The sequence below is a fragment of the Edaphosphingomonas fennica genome, assembly GCF_003034225.1.
Classification (GTDB): domain Bacteria; phylum Pseudomonadota; class Alphaproteobacteria; order Sphingomonadales; family Sphingomonadaceae; genus Sphingomonas_E; species Sphingomonas_E fennica.
Genome location: NZ_PHHF01000065.1, coordinates 19,597 through 37,192 on the forward strand (window position 1 = coordinate 19,597; position 17,596 = coordinate 37,192).

A 17,596-nucleotide genomic window follows, 5' to 3' on the forward strand; every position below is an offset into this window, starting at 1 on the left:
TCAAGCGCTCCTGGCTTCGGCCGCTGTTTCGGGCGGCGTGTAGCCTTCGTATTCGGCATCCGCAAACGCCTCGAACGCGGCACGCACCACCGGCGTTGCCAGAATGGCGTCGCGCGCGGCGTTTTCGGCCGATTTCTGCTGGTCGAGCAGGCTGGGTTCGGCCGGCCCGTCGCTGATCTCCACCTTCCATGGCTCGGCGAAGAGGTTCCTCAGCAGCGTCGTCAGGTCGCGGATGAAATCGGCGGGCAGCGGCCGGTTGGGCCGCAGCGCCAGCTCCGGCGGGTCATAGCGGACGAGGCCCACGAAATCGTGAAGCTGCTGCCCCAAAAGCGGGCGCTGGCCGTTCACCAGCTCCACCAGCGCCCCGAAGCTGGCCGGCGGGGCCGGCCGCGCGGGCGGTTCGGGGGCCGGGTGAGGCGCGGCCTTCAGCGCCGGCTGGGTTTCCGCCGGGGCCGGCCCGCCGGAAGCCTGCGCCGCCGCCGCCGGAACCGTCTCGCCATTGGCAAGCCGGCGCGCCAGCTCGCCCGGATCGGGCAGCGTGGAGGCGTGGACGACGCGCAGCAGCGCCATCTCGGCGGCCTCGATCGGCAGAGCGGCCGCCTGCACCTCGGCATGGCCCTTCAGCAGCAACTGCCACAGCCGGTGGAGCGTGGCGAAGCCCAGCCGCGCCGCCCATTCCGCATGGGCCTCCCGCTCCTCCATCGACAGCGCCGGGTCCTGCCCGCCGCCCGCCTTGGCGCGGGTCACGCCGTGCACCGCCTCCAGCAGGCCGACGAACAGGGTCGCCGGCTCCACGCCCAGATCATATTGATCGCGCACCGCCGCCAGCACGCCGGGGGCGTCGCCCGCCAGCAGCAGCCCGAACAGCCGGCGCACCGCGCCGCGATCGGAAAGGCCCAGCATGTCGCGCACCTGCGCCGCCGTCACCAGCGCGCCCTCGCCCGACGTGCCCGAATGGGCGATCGCCTGATCGAGGATGGAAAGGCCGTCACGCGCGGAGCCTTCCGCCGCGCGGGCGATCAGCGCCAGCGCCTCGGGTTCGGCCTCCACCTTCTCCGCCTCGACGACATGGGCGAAATGCCGGGCCAGCGCCTCCGCCGGAATGCGCTTCAGGTCGAAGCGCTGGCAGCGGGAAAGCACCGTCACCGGGATCTTCTGCACCTCGGTGGTGGCGAGCAGGAACTTCACATGCGCCGGCGGCTCCTCCAGCGTCTTCAGGACGGCGTTGAACGCCGCCTTGGACAGCATGTGCACCTCGTCGATGATGTAGATCTTGTAGCGGGCGGATACGGCCGCATAGCGCACCGCCTCGCTGATCTCGCGCACGTCGTCCACGCCGTTATGGCTGGCGGCGTCGATCTCGATCACGTCGATATGCCGGCCCTCCGCGATCGCGCGGCACGGCTCGCATACGCCGCAGGGATCGATGGTGGGGCCGCCCTGCCCGTCCGGGCCGATGCAGTTGAGCGCCTTGGCGATCAGCCGCGCCGTCGATGTCTTGCCCACCCCGCGCACGCCGGTCAGCAGGAAGGCATGGGCCAGCCGTTCGCGCCGGATGGCATTGGCCAGCGTCTGCACCATCGCATCCTGGCCGATCAGATCGGCGAAGCGCTGCGGACGATATTTGCGCGCGAGGACGCGATAGGGCTGCGGGGATTCGGACATAAGGCGAACCTAGTGGCTGAACCGCCCAGGGGAAAGGGCTGCTAGCCGGCCCACGCCTCCGCCAGCCCCTCGACGCGGAGCACCCGCTCCACCGCGGGCCGGGCGCGGATGCGGGTGCGGTGCGCGATCACGTTGGGCACCAGCGCGGGATCGCCGCGATCGCCCATCCGCAGATAATTGGCGTAAGCGAACAGATAGATATCGGAAAGGGTGAAGGCGTCGCCATGCACATAGGGCCGCCCGTCGGCCAGCTTCGCCTCGATCAGCGCGAAATAGCGATCGGCAAGCTCGGGCACCTTCGCGCGCAGCGCCGCGGCGGCGGCATCGCCATCGGCATAGCCGCCCGGGAAGGCGATCTGGCGGAAGGCGACGTGGATGTTGGTCGCGATGAACAGGTTGAACGATTGCACGCGGGCGAAGGCCAGCGCATCGCCGATCGGCGCCAATGCCGCCTCGGGGTAGCGCATCGCGATATAGGAGAGGATGGCCACATTCTCGGTCAGCGGCCCATCTTCCGTCATCAGCGCGGGCACGCGGCCCAGCGGGCTGATCGCCCGATATTCCCCGGTCAGATTCTCGCCGCCGGCATAATCGACGAAATGCAGCCGGTAGCCGGCACCCGCTTCCTCCAGCGCGATGTGCGGAATGATCGAACAGGCCCCGCGCGCGGCATAGAGCGTCAGCATGCCCCTCCCCCCTTTTGCTATGGACGAGCGGCTAGCACGGCCACGCGCGGCGCGGCAACGGCGCGGCGGCCAAGGCTCTGGAGCGATGGAGGATGGGTGGGAGCCGGAACGACCCGGAACGAAATCGTTGCGGCTGCTTCCTTCCGGACCTGACCGGGTTGGCGACGGCTCCGTCCGCCCGACTCCCGCGCGCCATATGGGCGAAGGCGCGGGCGAACGCAAGCCATGGCCGGATGCGCGGATCGGGAGGACGGGTGGACCGTCCCCGCCCGCCTCATTTCATTGCAGCGAGGCCGGCACCTTGCCGCCATTGGCCGCCAGCTTCTGCATCACCTGCTTGTGCAGCCAGATGTTCATCGTCGCCGTATCGTTGGTATCGCCGGTATAGCCCAGCTCGTGCGCCAGCTCCCGCCGGTTGGCGAGGCTGGAATCGAGGCCGAGCAACGTCATCAGGTCGACGATCGAGACCCGCCAGTTGGACGGGCGCCCGCTGGCCGCGACAAGGCCGTCCAGTATCTTTTCGACATCCACCGCCTCGATCGGCGCGGGCGCCGCCGGCGCGGCGGGCTGCACGGGCGAAAGTTCGACCGGGACGGTCGGGGCCAATGGCGCATCGGCCTTCGCCTTGCCGAAAATGGCATCCTTGATCGAACCGAAAATGCTCATCGCCGCATGCTCCTTCCAGCCCGCCCCTTCGGATCGCGAAAGGCGGGGGCGGAGCGCAAAGGCCCCGCCCCACCCCTCACTTCTTGGTAACGACCAGCTCGGTCCGCCGGTTCTTGGCGCGGCCTTCCTCCGTGCCGTTGTCGGCAATCGGATTGGCCTCGCCCATGCCGCCGGTCTGCAGCCGGGCCGCGTCGATGCCGCCCGCGATCATGCTCTGCGCGACCGTGGTGGCCCGCTTCAGCGACAGGGCCTTGTTGGCGGCCGGATCGCCCGTATTGTCGGTATAGCCGACGACCCCGGCGTTGACGTTGGGATAGGCCTTCAGGATGGCGACGAGGGTGTTGACCGTCGCCTGGCTTTCCGGCGTCAGCGCATCGGATGCCGTGTCGAAGTTCAGGTTATCGAACACGAAGGTCTTCGGCGCGGGCTCGCTCGATTCCAGGAACTTCGCGAGGCTGTGGCCGATCGTCCCCGGCGCCACGGATATCGTGCCGCCACCCGGCAGGGTGAGCGTTTCCACCGCCGCCGTGGAGGCGACGGGGGGCGCTGCCTCCGGCGCCTTGCGGTTGCAGCTCTTCATGCCGAACAGGAGCGCGATCAGCGCCAGCGCCACCAGCAGCAGCGGCCAGAGCTTGCGCAGGCCCCCGGCCGCCGCCTCCGCCCCATGGTCGACGACATGGGCCGCCTGCGCCGCGGCACCGCCGCCCAGCCCCAGCAAGGATCCGATCCCCGCCGGCAACGCGCCCGTGATGTTCGAACGCTGATCTTCCAGCAGCCCCTTCACCGCGGAAGGCGACGGATTGGGACCGGTGCTCTTGCCGATCGCCCCCATCACCAGCGGCGCGGCCAGGGCCAGCAGGCTGGATATGCTGCCGGATTTCGCGCCGACGAGCGACGCCAGCATGTTCGCGATGCCGCTGCCATTGCCGCCGAGCAGCGAGGCGACCATCGGCCCGCCCTGGTTGAGCAGCGATCCGCGCGCCGTATCGTCGCCCACCAGCGCGCCGATATTGTCGAGCGGGTTGCCGCCGCTGAGCGACTGGCTGACGAGATCGGTGATCCGCGCGGCCCCGCCCGGCGCGGAGCTTTGCTGGAGAGCGCCCGCGAACAGCGTGGGAATGACGGCCGCGAGGCCCTTTGTCGTGGTTTCGGGAGATTCGCCGAACGAGCCGGAAATCCTGGAGATCAAGTCCGGTGACACAGCACCGATCACCATCTGGACGAGGTTGGTCATACCGGTCCCCTCCAATCATGAAAAACAATGGCGACTCAATGCCGCCATCGCATCCCAATAATCATTCACATATGGCCATAAATTGAAAGACCTTTGTAAGATCAGACGCGACATGGAACCATTAGATCGCGAATACAGCATTCCACCCGATACAATATGGACCCAAGCCACGCGATATGCGTTGTGGCCCTTTTTCGCGCGGCGATTATTGTGCAAATGCAGCATTTCATCACGAAACCGAAACAAACCGGTCGCGACCTATCAGCGGAACGGTTTTTCCCAGGCGCGACTCGCCGCTTTCGCCCCGTGCGCGCATCTGCCAGACTGGCCTGATGAAGGGTCGCTTGCTTTTCCGTGCCATCCGGCTGGGCCTGCTGGGCGCCGCATTGCACTTCGCCGGCATTCCGGCCGCCACGGCGCAGCCGATCGAAGGCGCCAATCCGGCGGTGTGGAGCGGCGATGTCGCGGGGCCGCTGGTGCACAAGCCGACGGGTGCCAGCTTTCCGCCATCCTACGGCATCTTCCACCGCAGCCGCGTGCTCGCCCTGACGCCGGACGGCAGCGACGTCGCCCTCAATTATGATGCGCAGGATGGCGATACCCGCACCCGGCTCAGCATCTTCCTCTATCGGCCGCGCGATCCCGCGCAACACGGGCTGAAAGGCGCGCTCGCCGCCATCGCCGCGCGATCGCCCAAGGCCTTCGTATGGGCGGACGGCCCCTTCGCCATCCCCGCCCCCTCCGCCTCGCCCGTGGCGCTCCGGGCCTTCAAGGGCGCCTACAAGACCGGCATCGGCCCCCAGACGGTGATGGATTATCTCTATCTGGCCGAATTGGGCGCATGGACGGTCAAGGTCCGCGCCACGATCACCCATGTCCGCGATCCTTCGCAGGAGGAGGCGATCGACCTGATCGTGCGGCAATTGCCCTGGGGCACGATCCTGGATGCCAACGGCCCCTGCCAGGGGCCGGCCTGCCGCACGACCGGGGCGATGCCGTTCGACAGCCATATGGTCGAAAGCATGCTGCCCGCCGTGCTGGCCAAGCGGCTGCCCTTCGATCCCGCCGCCGAACGATCGCTGCCGGAAATCGCGCAGGCGCCCGTCCCGCCGCTCGGCGCCGTCGCCATCCGCCAGTCGCGCAAGCCGCCGCTCCTCTATGTGGCGGAGGTGAAGGACCTCGGCACCTTCCGCGCCGTCCGCCTGCCGGACAATCTTTCCGGCATGATCGACAGCGCCTTCGGGAAGCTCTCGATCGCAGGCCCGGTCTACGCCGTGACGATCCAGAGCGAGCCGCCCTCCGGCGCAAAACCGGGAGGCGCGGAGCCCAGCCTGCTCATCCCCCGCTTCTTCGCGGGCGAGCCGACGCCCGCGCAATTCGGCGCGGCCGTGGGCGAATTCGTCCTCCATTCCACCGCATCGCCCTTCGTGACCGTGGCGGAAACCGTGGCGGCGATGGACGCGGAGCCGTGAAGGCGGCTCAATAATCCACGATGGATTCGAACAGGGCCGTCAGCGCCTCGCGCTCGGCCGCGTCGATTTCCGGCCGCCAGATCTCGAACAGCAGCACCACGCGCGTCTCGTCGCCCCGGTTCCAGGCTTCATGCTCGATGCTGTCGTCGAAGATCAGCATCCTGCCCTCTTCCCATTCCCGCGTCTCGTTGCCGACGCGCAGGCCGCAGCCGGGCGGCACGATCAGCGGCAGGTGGCAGATCAGCCGGGTGTTGATCATGCCGTTATGCGGCCGGATGTGCGTGCCGGGGTGAAGGCGGGAGAACAGCGCCATCGGCGATCGGGACCGGATATCCGGCATCGGCGCCGCCCTCAACGCCGCGACGGTGCGCGGGCAGCGTTCCGCGATCTCGGGGACGAGCGCGCCTTCCTTCCAGATATAGGCAGCCCCCCAGCTCGGATCTTCCAGCAGCACGTTCGGCGGGTTCGGCCGGTCCGTCCGCGCGCGGATATAGGGCGCGAAGCTGCCCTCGTCCCCCATCAGGGCGATCAGTTCCTCGCGGATGGCGGGCGCGGCCGCCTCCAGTTCGGCAACCCACGGAAACTGCTCGCGCTCATAGAACTGGATTTGCGGCAGGCCGGGAAAATAGAAGCTGTTGGGCTGCTGCAGATAGACCTGCCGGCGTCCCGACAGGATATCCATCGCCTCGGCGAAGCGCCGCCCGGCCCGCATGCCCTGGACCTGCGCCAGCTTCGCTTCCATGTGCGCCTGGAAGCTCTGCCGGTTCGCCTCGATTGCCTGCTCCACCCGCCGCAGGTCCGCCGCGAGCGCGGGGGGCACGCTGCCGTCGCGCGGCGCGGTCTGCAGCGCGCGGGTATAGAAGGCCGAAGCCGCGCGATCGTCGCCCGCCCGCGCCCGGCAATCGCCCTTCATCACCAGCCCGCGCAGGCTGTTCGGCTGATCGGCCAGCAGGCGGTCGATCGCGGATTCCTCGGCGGCATCGTCGCCGCCCAGCCGGCACGCCTGCGCCAGCAGCAGCCAGGGCGGCGCCACGCCGGCTTCGGGATCGACCAGCGCCTCGAACAGCCGGCGCGCCGTGGCGGCATCGCGCCGCTGCATCGCGGCCACGCCCTCGCGTATCATCGCATCCGCCTGCCCCGCGTCGAACGCCACGTCCCACTCCCCGTTCGGAAAGCCCCTCTATAATCCGCGCCGATCCGCACGCAACGGCCGCTTGCCGCCGCGCCCAATCCGCGATCTAATGCGGAAATCATTGAAAAGAGGGGGCGAGTCATGGCGAAGGACTTCCAGGCGGATCATCTCGGCCGGATGAATCTGGCGGACAGGCGCGCGGTGCTGCGCGGTGCGGCGGCGGGCGCGGCGCTGTTCGCCCCCGGCGCGGCGCTCGCGGAAAGCGGCGATCTCGCGGCGATCCGCAAGGCGGTGGCCGCCGGCCACGATCAGGCCGTGCAGCGCCTTCAGGACTGGATACGCCTCCCCTCCATCGCCGCCGAGAATCGCGACATGGAAAAAGGCTGCGCGCACATGATGGCGCTCGCCCGCGATGCCGGCTTCCAGCATGTCGAGCGCGTGCCCACCAGCGGCCATCCCGGCGTGTTCGCCACGCTCGATGCCGGCGCGAAAAAGTGGATGGGCATCTACTTCATGTATGACGTGAAGCAATATGATCCCGCCGAATGGTCGGTGCCGCCGGTGGAGGCGCGGCTGATCGACAAGGCCGGCTTCGGCAAGGTCATCATGGGCCGCGGCGCCGTGAACCAGAAGGGGCCGGAAGCGACCTTCCTCGCCGCGCTCCACGCCTTCCGCGCGGCCGGCCGCAAGCTGCCGGTCAACCTCGTCCTCGTCGCCGAGGGCGAGGAGGAGATCGGATCGCCCCATTTCAGCGAGATCGTCCACCGGCCGGACGTGCTGGCGGCGATGAAGAAATGCGTCGGCGTCATCATCCCGACCGGCTGGCAAAGCCCCAGCACCGGCGGCGTGGCGGTGAACCTCGGCGCCAAGGGCGTGATCGAGTTCGAGCTGATCGCCTCGGGCGAAAAATGGGGGCGCGGCCCCGCCAGGGACATCCATTCCAGCGAGAAGGCTCGCGTGGACAGCCCCGCCTGGCGGCTGGTCGCCGCACTCTCCACGCTGGTGACGCCCGACGGCAACATGCCCGTCGTCGACGGCTATATGGACAATGTCCGCCCGCTGACGGCGCGCGAGAAGGCGCTGATCGCCGAGACCGGGCGGACGATGAGCGAGGCGGACGCCAAGCGCGCGCTGGGGGTCGAGCGCTGGATCGGCGACCTGCCCTGGCAGCAGGCGCTGGAGCGGCTTGCCGCCGTGCCGACGATCAACATCGAGGGGCTGGTTTCGGGCTATACCGGCCCCGGCGGCAAGACGGTGCTTCCCGGCCGCGCCGTCGCCAAGATCGATTGCCGCATCGTGCCCAACCAGACCAAGGACGAGGCCGTCGCCAAGATCCGCGCCCATCTGGACAAGCATGGCTTCCAGGATGTCGAGATGGCGGTCTCCGGCGGCTATGACCCGACCGAGACGGCCGAGGACAGCAAGCTCGTCAAGGCGGAGCTTGCGGTCTACGCCCGCAACAAGGTGCCCACCACCGTCTATCCCCGCCTTGCCGGGTCGTGGCCGGGCGTGGTCTTCACCGGCCAGCCGGTCGGCCTGCCCGCCGGCCAGTTCGGCCTGGGTCATGGCAGCGGGGCGCATGCGCCGGACGAATATTTCGTGATCGAAAGCACCAACCCCAAGATCGCCGGCATGGACGATGCGGCGATGGGCTTCGTCGATTTCCTCTACGAGATCGCGGCGGTGGGCTGATCCCGCCGCCTCAATGCGCGGGCCGGCCGGTGCGGCGCACCTGGATCAGCCCGCGCATCGCGGCCACGTAGAGCGTCCCGTCCGGCGCCAGCGCGATCGATCCCCAATTATTGTTGAACGCGCCGCCATGGCCGGTCGGTATCTTCACCACCTGCCGGCCGGTGCGGAAATCGAGGCCAACGATCGACCAGTCCTGCCCGCCGCCGGGCGCGGCATCGAAGCCGTAGAAATAGGCGATGCCGTTCCCGGTCGCGAGCTTGGGGACCACGGACGGCGACACCAGCGGCGATGTCCACACGATATCGCAGCCGCTTTCGTCCTCGCGGATATCGACGCGGACGATGCCGCCCTCGATCGCGCCCCAGTCCTTCTGGCTGAAGCCGTTGGAGAAGCCGGCATTGTTTTCCAGGATGATCGATCGTCCCCAGCCGATCATCGAATTGTCCGTGGCGCTGGCGCCGGGGGTGAAGACGGGCACGCGGCATATCTCCCGCGCCTCCCCCGGCTTCAGCGCGCCCCGCCGCAGCACGACGATGTTGATGCGCGGATCGGCATTGTCCGCGAAGGTGACGTAGCGATCGCCGATCAATGTCGGCGTCGTTCCGCTGCCCTGGTTGATGCTGCCCACCTTGCGGCCGCCGCCGCGATCATAAGGATGGCGCCAGAGGATGTGCGGCCGGCCGTCCGCGCCGGCGGCCAGCGCATATTGGGCGTGATCGCTGACGATATAGGCGGCGCGATCGTCGACCGCGAAGGCATTCTGTATCTCCTCGCCCGCCAGCCGCGTCTGCGCGACCTTGCCGGTCGCGGGATCGAGCGTGCCGATCCGCCCCTGCCGCGTCACCCACCAGAGCCGCCCGTCCGGCCCCGGCATGACGGTGGTTATCATGTCGCATTCGCCGGACGGGGACCAATTGTCGTAATTCTGGCAGTCGTGCGGCACGTGCGGCGTCATGTCCCAGCGGTTCTCGGGCACGAAGCGCCAGCCCTTGCCGTCGCGCACGGTGGCGATGCTCTGGATGACCTGCCGGCTGTCGGCCAGCACGATCCGGTCCTTGTCGTCGAGGAACAGATAGGCCCCGCCGGACGAATCCCCGAAGATCACGTCCATGTCGCGCCGCACCAGCGCCTGGAAGGTGCTGGGCCGCATCGGCAGGTCATAGGTGGCGAGCGCGTCCAGGCTCGCCGGATCGAGGAGGACGAGGCGGAAGCCGGTGACGCCGCCGCACATCGCCACCGGCTTGCCGTCCGAACGGAAGACGAAGGTGGCGCAGAGCCGTGGCAGCCATGTGCCGGCGGTGCGGGTGCGCACCTCGAGGCCGGGGCCGAACGGCCCGCTCACCGGATGGGTATCGGATTGGTAGCCATCGCCATGCATCGGCGATCGGCCGGGCGGCGGCAGCCCCGGCAGGGCCGGCACGAAGCCCGGCACCGGCGCGGGCTGGAACGCGCTGTCCCAGATGGCGGGCGCGGTCGATTGCCCGGCGATGGGCCGCGCCGCCACATGCTCGCGATTGGCGATCGCCAGAAACAGGAATGGCGCGGCCAATGCCGCCCCCAGCACGCCCAGCCCGATCCAGCGCTTGCGCATATCAGCCCCCTCCCGGGCGCGCGATGCGGCTTTTGCCCGTCACGCCCGATGGATGAGGATGCCGATAATCTCGGGGTGGCGCTAGATCAGATAGCCCAGCTCATAACAGCCCCAGCGCCGGCCCGCGAAGCGCAGCGGCACGAACACGCTGCGCAGCGGCCGATAGCGCCCCTCCCCCAGGTCCTGCCGATAAGTGTAGAGGAACCAGTCGCCCTCGCGGTCGAGCGCGTCGCGGGTCTGATGATCCATGAAGATCTGGCGGTTGCGGGCATTCTCCAGGTTCCAGCGGCGATCGCCGGCCCGCTGCGGCTGGCTCCGCGTCGAGATATGCGTGGGCAGGTGGCCGTTGCGATCGATCAGGCAGCAGCCGACGATGGCGGAGTGCCGGGCCGTCGCCGCATCCAGCAGCGGGCGGATCGCGCCATCGGCGAAGGGCACGAAGCGCGTCAGGAATTGCGGCGGATCGCTGCCGGGGATCGCGGCATAAGCGGTGTCGAAAAGATCGGCCTCGGCCAGGGCGCCCTCCGCCAGCGCCGCCGCGATCGCGGTCTCCACGCCCGCCGCCGCCTCCCGCGCCATGGCGATGAACGGCTGGTCGGGCGTGGCGATGCCGCTGTGCGCCACCTGATCCAGCATCCGGTTGGAGGCCGCTTCCAGCTCGTCCAGCCGCTGCCGGGTGCGGGCGAGCGCGCTGGCATTCTCGGTCCCGCGCAGCAGGAAATCCTCCAGCCCGGCATCCAGCGTCGCGACATGGCCAGTAACCTCGCGCCCGGCCCGCTCGATCGCGGCGGATCGCTCGTCGAACTGGGTTACCAGCGCGGCGATCGCCCGCAGCGCGCCGCTGATGTCGCCCGTGCGGCTGCGCGCGACGCGGCCGCGCTCCGTGCCCGATCGCATGCCCCCGATCACGCGCCGCGCGCTGCCGTCGAGCCGTTCGATGCCGTCCCGCACGGCGGCCGTGGCGCTGCGCGCGCTGCCGGCCAGCCGCTTCACCTCGCCTGCCACCGCGGCAAAGCCGCTCGCGGCATGGCCGGCGCGCGCCGCCTCGATCGTCGCGTTGATCGCCAGCATGCCCGTCTGCCGGGCGATGGCGTCGAGCTGGCCGGAAATCGCCGCCACATGCTCGATGGCGCGGGTGAAGCCCTCAAGCTCGTCCCCCACGGCCACGACATGATCGATCAGCCCGCCAATCTCGTCGAGCGCCGCCACCGCGTCGTCATGGCTGGTGCGGATCAGGCCGGTCGCGTGCCGGGCGACGCGGCGGATCTCGACGGCGGCGTCATCGGCCTCCTGCTGCGAGGCGTTGAGCCGGGCGACACTGGCGCGCAGCGATTCCAGCCGGCCATGATCGTCCTCGATCCGCTGGTTGACCTGGGCGACGAAGCCCGCGACGTCGCTGCACTGCAACGCAAAATCGCCGCACCGTTCGCCCAGCCGCGCCAGATGCTCGTCCGTCCCCAGCCTCGCCAGCAATTTGGCCCCCACGCCCCGGATGCCGCATCCGTTGATGCAGTGCGGCAACCTATCGATGGCCATGGTAAAATTGCGGTAAATTCTGGCCCAGCGTGCGATTTGGGCGATAGGAAAGCGAATGGCCGACCTGCCCGATCACCCTTCCGAAATCCATTTACATCCACTTGATGCTGCCCCGTCCGGGCGCGGAGCCACGCGTTTCGCGCAGATCCGGCTCCGGCTGGAACGGATCGAGCCGCGCCGGGGATGGCCGGCTCACGTCTATGAATTCCTGCTGTTCGGCTTCAAGCAAGGCTGGGCCTGCCTTTTCGGCGGGCTTCTGCTCGCGCTGCTGTTGGGCACCCACCTGTTCTATCCGGATCACGCCCCGATCGCGCGATACGACTTTCTGACCATCGCGGCCATCCTCATCCAGATCGGCATGCTCGCGCTGCGCCTTGAAAATCTGGAAGAGGCGAAGGTGATCCTCGCTTTTCACGTCGTCGGCACCGTCATGGAATTGTTCAAGACGACCGCCGGATCATGGACCTATCCCGAAACCAGCTTTCTGCGGATCGGCGGAGTTCCCCTGTTTTCCGGCTTCATGTATGCGGCGGTCGGCAGCTATATCGCCCGCATCTGGCGCATATTCGATTTCCGCTTCGATCATTATCCGCCACGATGGCAGACGATCGCGCTGGCGGGGGCGATATATGTAAACTTCTTCACCCACCATTGGCTGCCGGATATCCGGCTCGCCCTGTTCGCAGCCACGGCGCTGATCTTCGGCCGGACCATGATCTGGTTCACCCCGCATCGTGCCGCGCGACCGATGCCCCTGCTCGTCGGTTTCCTGCTGGTCGCCTTGTTCATCTGGTTCGCGGAAAATCTGGCAACCTTCAGCCGCGCCTGGGTTTATCCCGATCAGGCAGGAGGCTGGACGATGGTGTCCCCTGCCAAGCTTGGCGCATGGTATCTGCTGATGATCATCAGCTTCGTGCTCGTTTCGCTTGTCCATCGGCCACGGGCGCGGCAAGGCTAGGGCATGTTCTTCTCTTTCCTGGATGAGCTGCGCTCCGCCGGCATTCCGGCCTCGATCAAGGAGCATCTGGTGCTGCTCGAGGCGCTGGAGCGCGACGTGATCGCGCGGCGGCCGGAGGAATTCTATTATCTGGCCCGCGCCGTCTTCGTGAAGGACGAAGGGCTGCTCGATCGGTTCGACCAGGTGTTCGCCAAGGTCTTCAAGGGCATAGAGGGCGGATATGGCACCGCCGAGGCCGATCTGCCCGAGGAATGGCTGCGCAAGGTCGCCGAGCTTTATCTGACGCCCGAGCAGATGGAGGAGATCAAGTCGCTCGGTTCCTGGGAAGAGATCATGGAGACGCTGAAGAAGCGGCTCGAGGAGCAGGAGGGCCGGCACCAGGGCGGCAGCAAGTGGATCGGCACCGGCGGCACCTCCCCCTACGGCAATAGCGGCTACAATCCCGAAGGCGTGCGCATCGGCGGCGAGAGCCGGCACAAGCGCGCGGTGAAGGTGTGGGACAAGCGCGAGTTCCGCAACCTCGATTCCACGCGTGAGCTTGGCACCCGCAACATCAAGGTGGCGCTGCGGCGGCTGCGCCGCTTCGCGCGGGAGGGCGCCGCCGACGAGCTCGACCTCGACGCCACGATCAACGGCACTGCGCGCAAGGGCTGGCTGGACGTGCAGATGCGGCCCGAACGGCACAATGCGGTGAAGCTGCTGCTGTTCCTGGACGTCGGCGGATCGATGGACCCGCATATCAAGCTGTGCGAGGAGCTGTTCTCCGCCGCCACCGCCGAATTCAAGAATCTGGAATTCTTCTACTTCCACAACTGCCTGTATGAAGGCGTGTGGAAGGACAACCGCCGTCGCTTCGCGGAACGGATTCCCACCTGGGATATCCTCCACAAATATGGGCATGATTATAAGCTGGTCTTCGTCGGCGACGCGGCGATGAGCCCTTATGAGATCACCCATCCCGGCGGATCGGTGGAGCATTATAACGAGGAGGCGGGACATGTGTGGATGCACCGCATCACCAACACCTATCCCGCCGCCGCGTGGCTGAACCCGACGCCCGAGGAACATTGGGGCTATTCCCAGTCCACCCGCATCCTCCGCGAGCTGATGGGCGACCGCATGTATCCCCTCACCCTCGAGGGGCTGGACGATGCGATGCGGGCGCTCAGCCGCAAATCCTGAATTCATGGAGCCCAAGATGACCATCGCCCGCCTGCCGCTGCTGATCGCCATGATCGGCGCGATCGCCGCCCCCGCGGCCGCGCAGCAACAGATCAAGACGCCGCCCAACGCCTTCAGCGATCGCCTGGCCAGCCTCAGCGAATTGCAGCGCCATGCGGCGCTCCGCCGCGCGATCCTGGATTCGGGGCAATATTGCAAGCGCGTGGAATGGAGCGCGAAGCAGCAGCAATATAAGAATCTGGTGATGTGGGTGGCGCGCTGCAATCCGGGCGGCGACAAGGCCGTCTATATCGGCCCCGACGGCACGGTGCAGGTGCGCGACTGCAAGGAAGCCGCGACGCTGAAGCTGCCGGCATGCCGGGTGCCGCCGGCCAAGCCCGCCACCGCGCGGAAATAACCGCAAATACCGGATCGGACGCCGTCCGGGAACGGCCCGGCATTCATCCTTCACGTCACCCCGAGCTTGGTCCGGGGTGCACCATGCGGCAAGCGCCGGAGCTTGAAGGTCCTGGCTCCGGCATTCGTCGCGAGATGGCCCCGGATCAAGTTCGGAGCGACAAAGCTTTCTGGGCGTCGCCCGCGCCCGCACCCCGCTTCTCGATCCGCCTCAGGCCGGAAGCCGCGCGCGCCAGATCACGCGCCACCCGGCGTCGCGCCGGGCCAGCACCAGCGCGCGAAGTTTGGATCGTCGCCGATCCAGATGGCATTGCCATTTCCACCGTCACTGCGCAAAAAAACGGGATTCGATCAACAGCTTAGCCTTAACTTCATGGATTCGTAGGATGAATCCTTGACATAAAGATTTCTTTATGCGATCTGGCATACGGTAGGATACGCCGGAACAACCCCAGTGATCCGAGTAACGGACGGGTCGCAACTAGAGTGACGGTCGCCCATCGGATGGTGGCCTAAAAGCAGTCTGGACAAACGGGGCCGGGGCCTACCAACTTACCATCTGCTGAAATCATAGCCGTAGTGGAGAAACACGTCCTTTTGCTCTGCTAGCAATTCAGCTTTCCAAGCCGGGGTCGGAAAGAGCGCCACACCAAAGTCGCGGGCGCTGCCATTCTCTTTCGCCATAATAGGCTGGAGCGCCTTAGACGGCGCAGCATCCCAAGTGCCCAGGCCTAAGAAATCTGACGCTTGGTAAAACGCGCTGGCTACGGCGTCCGCCAGCTGGAGCCCCGCCCGGCTGTAGTGCGGATGATCTTCCATCAGATCTGTATGGAGCATTTTCGTCACAGGCTGGCGCTTCTGCAAATAAATTTTGTCGCCCTCCTGCTGGAACCCAAGATAGTATTGGTAGGCTCTGGTTTGGCTGTAATGATGGCCTCCGCGACGCGAAAATTCAATTTTTACCAGCTTATGCTCACCATAGTCCTTCATCGTTCTAGATTCACAGAACGCCGTCACTCGTTCTAGCAAAAGCCTGATGCACCAGTTGTAGAACCATTGCTGCGAAGGGATTTTATCTGCCTTTCGATTTTCATAGCCGCGCATGTTTTTCTTGTTCGAGCATATCGCAAACGCTCTCAACGGCAGCCCCGCGATCGCGTTGGAAACGGCCATTTTACGAGTAGGTGACAGATCGCGGAAATGAAGAAACCGCCTTTGCGTTACCCCTATGTCGGTCCTGATCTTATCTATCCAATCGACAACGTTAGCCTCTCGTTGGGCCTTCATAACGACGGCACTCAGTATCAGCCATTCTGACGCGCCATTTTCATCAATTGGGCGGACCTTGGTTAGGCCAGGGTCGCCGGCTTCATCGATGTATGCAATATATCCGTAGTCCATAATCCTTCAGAAATATCACAGTCATGTCGGGAACGAAACAGAGCCAACTCGACAAGTTCAAGGAAGCAGCCCGCGCGCTGGAGACGGACGACGACGAAACACGTTTCAAGGAGAGGCTGGCGAAGGTCATGAAGCACAAGCCGGCGGAGAAGCCGGGTGAGTGAGGCCGTTTACGGCCCCATCATCTCGTTTATCTGTGCAGTCGGATTTGGCTGGTTGTTGGTCCGAGGCTTCCGGACTGGCAGCATGAAATTTCCGCAACCCTCTTTTACGATGTCCGGGCGTCGATCTGACCAGCCAGTCCGCTTTTGGCTCACGGCGATGTTCATCGGCTTCCTGACTTTGGCATCAGCCATCGCCACGATTGGGCAGCTAATCTTTCCACGTGGTTTGTAAACTACACAATCGCCTTTTTTATGCCGCCTTGTGCAGCACGCCTCCGGCCAACGCCTCGGGCGCGCCGGTGGTGCCCGGGAAGCTGATCGGCCGTCCCTTCAGGCTGCGCACCGCCATATAGGCGAAGCCTTCCGCCTCGGTGGCGTCGCCGTTCCAGCCGAGCGCCTCGATCGGCTCGGGCCTCAATCCGCAGGCTTCGCCCAGCATCGCCATCAGCGTGGCATTGTGGCGCCCGCCGCCGGCCACGATCAGCCGCTTCGGCGCCGACGGCAGCAACCGCAGCCCGCGCTCGACGGTGAGCGCGGTGAAGGCGGTCAGCGTGGTGGCGCCATCGGCCGGCGAGAGCCCCGCCACGGCATCCAGCGCGAAATCCGATCGATCGAGCGACTTGGGCGGCGGCTGGTCGAACCAGGGATTGGCGAGCATGCCCTTCAGCACCGCCTCGTCCACCCGGCCGGTCGCGGCGAAGGCCCCGTTCTCGTCATAGGGCCGCCCGGCATGGCGTTCCATCCAGTCGTCGATCAGGCCGTTGGCCGGGCCGGTGTCGAAGGCGATCAGGTCGCCTTCCGCCTCGCCGATCCAGGTGATGTTGCCGACGCCGCCCAGGTTCAGGATCGCCAGCGGCTTGGCCTCCCCGGCGGCCAGCGCGCGGTGATAGACCGGAAGCAGCGGCGCCCCCTGCCCGCCGGCCGCGACATCGGCGCTGCGCAGGTCGTTCACCACGCTGATGCCCAGCGCCGCCGCCATGGCCGGCCCGTCGCCTATCTGCCAGGTCCAGCCGCGATCGGGCCGGTGGGCGATCGTCTGGCCGTGGAAGCCGATCACCGCCACGTCCGCCGGCGATATCTGCGCATCGACCAGCAGCTTGCGCACCGCCAATATATGGCTGCGGGTGACGAGATCCTCGGCCGCCAGTATCTCGGGATTGGGGCGCGGGCTGTCGAAGGCGAGGGCCAGCTCGGTCGCCGCGCGCAAGGTGGCGCGCGCCGCTTCGGAATAAGGCTCCCCCCGGAAGGCCAGCGGCCGGACATGCGCCTCGCCGTCCGTCTCGATCAGCGCCGCGTCCACGCCATCCAGCGACGTGCCGGACATCAGGCCGACCGCCAGCACGACATCGCTCATGAATCGAACCTCTCCGGATGGTCGCGCCGGGCCGCGCGTTCGGCGCGGGCCAGCAGGAAACGCATCTCCATCGCACCCTCCGCCGTCAGCGGCAAGGCGAGCCTGGCGGCGCGCGCGCGGATATCCTCAAGCTCGCGATCGGCGATGCGGATGCCGACGAAATCGGCCCAATCCCAGCCCTGCGCATCCTCGCCGGCAAAGGCCGCGCGCAGATAATGGGCCACCTCCTCGGCGGAACGCTCCATCGGCCGTTCGGTCAGCCTGACGATCAGCGCGATGGGAATGGCGACGGGCGCCAGCGCGATGGTGAGCGCGGCATCCGCCACGTCCCGCCAGGTCCAGCTCCGCGCCTTCGCCATCCATTCGCCCAGCACGTCCTGCTCCCGCTCCATGATCCGCATCGATCATGGACGATATCGGGTCTCAGGCGTCAATCCGAAACCCCGGAACCCTGGAAAGCGGGAAGA

At 66.9% G+C, this 17,596-nt stretch carries 16 protein-coding genes and 1 other RNA gene; 6 read left to right on the top strand and 11 right to left on the bottom strand.

Features of this window, described 5'->3' with window-relative positions:
- The 5 genes from CV103_RS15190 to CV103_RS15210 form a co-directional block, all read right to left on the bottom strand.
- The gene (locus tag CV103_RS15190; RefSeq protein ID WP_107395429.1) at window positions 1-1,665 is read right to left on the bottom strand and encodes a DNA polymerase III subunit gamma/tau; all 1,665 of its coding nucleotides are present in this window, start codon (window positions 1,663-1,665) and stop codon (window positions 1-3) included.
- A 41-nt stretch (window positions 1,666-1,706) separates the two neighbouring features.
- Complete coding sequence (locus CV103_RS15195) at window positions 1,707-2,351, bottom strand: glutathione S-transferase family protein (RefSeq protein WP_107395430.1); 645 nt, start codon at window positions 2,349-2,351, stop codon at window positions 1,707-1,709.
- Between the two features lie 92 nt (window positions 2,352-2,443).
- Window positions 2,444-2,541, bottom strand: an RNA gene (ffs, locus tag CV103_RS15200) — signal recognition particle sRNA small type.
- Between the two features lie 89 nt (window positions 2,542-2,630).
- The gene (locus CV103_RS15205; protein ID WP_070934299.1) at window positions 2,631-3,017 is read right to left on the bottom strand and encodes a DUF3597 domain-containing protein; all 387 of its coding nucleotides are present in this window, start codon (window positions 3,015-3,017) and stop codon (window positions 2,631-2,633) included.
- A 76-nt stretch (window positions 3,018-3,093) separates the two neighbouring features.
- On the bottom strand, window positions 3,094-4,251 hold the full coding sequence (locus tag CV103_RS15210) for an OmpA family protein (RefSeq protein WP_015457494.1): 1,158 nt from the start codon (window positions 4,249-4,251) through the stop codon (window positions 3,094-3,096).
- A gap of 344 nt (window positions 4,252-4,595) precedes the next feature.
- Between CV103_RS15210 and CV103_RS15215 the strand changes: the two genes are divergently transcribed.
- Window positions 4,596-5,723 (top strand): hypothetical protein, encoded by a 1,128-nt coding sequence (locus CV103_RS15215; RefSeq protein WP_146163442.1) that lies wholly within the window; start codon window positions 4,596-4,598, stop codon window positions 5,721-5,723.
- Between the two features lie 7 nt (window positions 5,724-5,730).
- Here the strand turns inward: CV103_RS15215 and CV103_RS15220 are convergent, their stop codons facing one another.
- Window positions 5,731-6,876, bottom strand: a complete 1,146-nt coding sequence (locus CV103_RS15220; protein WP_245896881.1) for an aspartyl/asparaginyl beta-hydroxylase domain-containing protein — start codon at window positions 6,874-6,876, stop codon at window positions 5,731-5,733.
- Between the two features lie 120 nt (window positions 6,877-6,996).
- Here CV103_RS15220 and CV103_RS15225 point away from each other — a divergent pair, with 120 nt between their 5' ends.
- Window positions 6,997-8,547, top strand: a complete 1,551-nt coding sequence (locus CV103_RS15225; RefSeq protein WP_107395432.1) for a M20/M25/M40 family metallo-hydrolase — start codon at window positions 6,997-6,999, stop codon at window positions 8,545-8,547.
- Window positions 8,548-8,557: 10 nt separating this feature from the next.
- Here CV103_RS15225 and CV103_RS15230 read toward each other — a convergent pair whose 3' ends face one another.
- A complete protein-coding gene (locus tag CV103_RS15230; RefSeq protein WP_107395433.1) occupies window positions 8,558-10,138 on the bottom strand; it encodes an NHL repeat-containing protein in 1,581 nt (526 codons plus the stop codon).
- An 81-nt stretch (window positions 10,139-10,219) separates the two neighbouring features.
- Entirely contained in the window at window positions 10,220-11,674 is a 1,455-nt protein-coding gene (locus tag CV103_RS15235) for a methyl-accepting chemotaxis protein (protein ID WP_245896883.1), read from the bottom strand.
- Window positions 11,675-11,729: 55 nt separating this feature from the next.
- On the opposite strand from CV103_RS15235, the gene CV103_RS15240 reads away from it, so the two are divergent.
- Genes CV103_RS15240 through CV103_RS15250 form a run of 3 tightly spaced genes read left to right on the top strand, consistent with a single transcriptional unit; the run spans window position 11,730 to window position 14,211 of the window.
- Window positions 11,730-12,632, top strand: a complete 903-nt coding sequence (locus tag CV103_RS15240) for a DUF817 domain-containing protein (protein WP_245896885.1) — start codon at window positions 11,730-11,732, stop codon at window positions 12,630-12,632.
- 3 nt (window positions 12,633-12,635) lie between these two features.
- Window positions 12,636-13,814, top strand: coding sequence for a vWA domain-containing protein (locus tag CV103_RS15245; RefSeq protein WP_107395434.1), 1,179 nt, complete (start codon window positions 12,636-12,638; stop codon window positions 13,812-13,814).
- Between the two features lie 16 nt (window positions 13,815-13,830).
- Window positions 13,831-14,211: a hypothetical protein gene (locus CV103_RS15250; RefSeq protein ID WP_107395475.1), complete on the top strand. Its 381-nt coding sequence runs from the start codon at window positions 13,831-13,833 to the stop codon at window positions 14,209-14,211.
- A gap of 551 nt (window positions 14,212-14,762) precedes the next feature.
- On the opposite strand, the gene CV103_RS15255 is transcribed toward CV103_RS15250, so the two are convergent.
- Window positions 14,763-15,611, bottom strand: coding sequence for a DUF3800 domain-containing protein (locus tag CV103_RS15255; RefSeq protein ID WP_107395435.1), 849 nt, complete (start codon window positions 15,609-15,611; stop codon window positions 14,763-14,765).
- Between the two features lie 23 nt (window positions 15,612-15,634).
- Here CV103_RS15255 and CV103_RS22525 point away from each other — a divergent pair, with 23 nt between their 5' ends.
- A complete protein-coding gene (locus CV103_RS22525; RefSeq protein ID WP_015457506.1) occupies window positions 15,635-15,775 on the top strand; it encodes a hypothetical protein in 141 nt (46 codons plus the stop codon).
- A 250-nt stretch (window positions 15,776-16,025) separates the two neighbouring features.
- Here the strand turns inward: CV103_RS22525 and CV103_RS15260 are convergent, their stop codons facing one another.
- Together CV103_RS15260 and CV103_RS15265 are read right to left on the bottom strand one after the other, a co-directional pair.
- A complete protein-coding gene (locus CV103_RS15260; protein WP_015457508.1) occupies window positions 16,026-17,129 on the bottom strand; it encodes an anhydro-N-acetylmuramic acid kinase in 1,104 nt (367 codons plus the stop codon).
- Window positions 17,126-17,521, bottom strand: coding sequence for a hypothetical protein (locus CV103_RS15265; protein WP_245896887.1), 396 nt, complete (start codon window positions 17,519-17,521; stop codon window positions 17,126-17,128). Before CV103_RS15265 ends, CV103_RS15260 begins: the two co-directional genes overlap by 4 nt.
- Window positions 17,522-17,596: the final 75 nt, after the last annotated feature.

Excerpts from the sequence above, each read along its gene's own strand:
- CV103_RS15235 (WP_245896883.1), bottom strand. The coding sequence starts at position 11,674 with ATGGCCATCGATAGGTTGCCGCACTGCATCAACGGATGCGGCATCCGG.
- CV103_RS15250 (WP_107395475.1), top strand. The coding sequence starts at position 13,831 with ATGACCATCGCCCGCCTGCCGCTGCTGATCGCCATGATCGGCGCGATC.
- CV103_RS22525 (WP_015457506.1), top strand. The coding sequence starts at position 15,635 with ATGTCGGGAACGAAACAGAGCCAACTCGACAAGTTCAAGGAAGCAGCC.
- CV103_RS15190 (WP_107395429.1), bottom strand. The coding sequence starts at position 1,665 with ATGTCCGAATCCCCGCAGCCCTATCGCGTCCTCGCGCGCAAATATCGT.
- CV103_RS15210 (WP_015457494.1), bottom strand. The coding sequence starts at position 4,251 with ATGACCAACCTCGTCCAGATGGTGATCGGTGCTGTGTCACCGGACTTG.
- CV103_RS15255 (WP_107395435.1), bottom strand. The coding sequence starts at position 15,611 with ATGGACTACGGATATATTGCATACATCGATGAAGCCGGCGACCCTGGC.
- CV103_RS15205 (WP_070934299.1), bottom strand. The coding sequence starts at position 3,017 with ATGAGCATTTTCGGTTCGATCAAGGATGCCATTTTCGGCAAGGCGAAG.
- CV103_RS15225 (WP_107395432.1), top strand. The coding sequence starts at position 6,997 with ATGGCGAAGGACTTCCAGGCGGATCATCTCGGCCGGATGAATCTGGCG.
- CV103_RS15245 (WP_107395434.1), top strand. The coding sequence starts at position 12,636 with ATGTTCTTCTCTTTCCTGGATGAGCTGCGCTCCGCCGGCATTCCGGCC.
- CV103_RS15230 (WP_107395433.1), bottom strand. The coding sequence starts at position 10,138 with ATGCGCAAGCGCTGGATCGGGCTGGGCGTGCTGGGGGCGGCATTGGCC.
- CV103_RS15240 (WP_245896885.1), top strand. The coding sequence starts at position 11,730 with ATGGCCGACCTGCCCGATCACCCTTCCGAAATCCATTTACATCCACTT.
- CV103_RS15265 (WP_245896887.1), bottom strand. The coding sequence starts at position 17,521 with ATGGAGCGGGAGCAGGACGTGCTGGGCGAATGGATGGCGAAGGCGCGG.
- CV103_RS15260 (WP_015457508.1), bottom strand. The coding sequence starts at position 17,129 with ATGAGCGATGTCGTGCTGGCGGTCGGCCTGATGTCCGGCACGTCGCTG.
- CV103_RS15195 (WP_107395430.1), bottom strand. The coding sequence starts at position 2,351 with ATGCTGACGCTCTATGCCGCGCGCGGGGCCTGTTCGATCATTCCGCAC.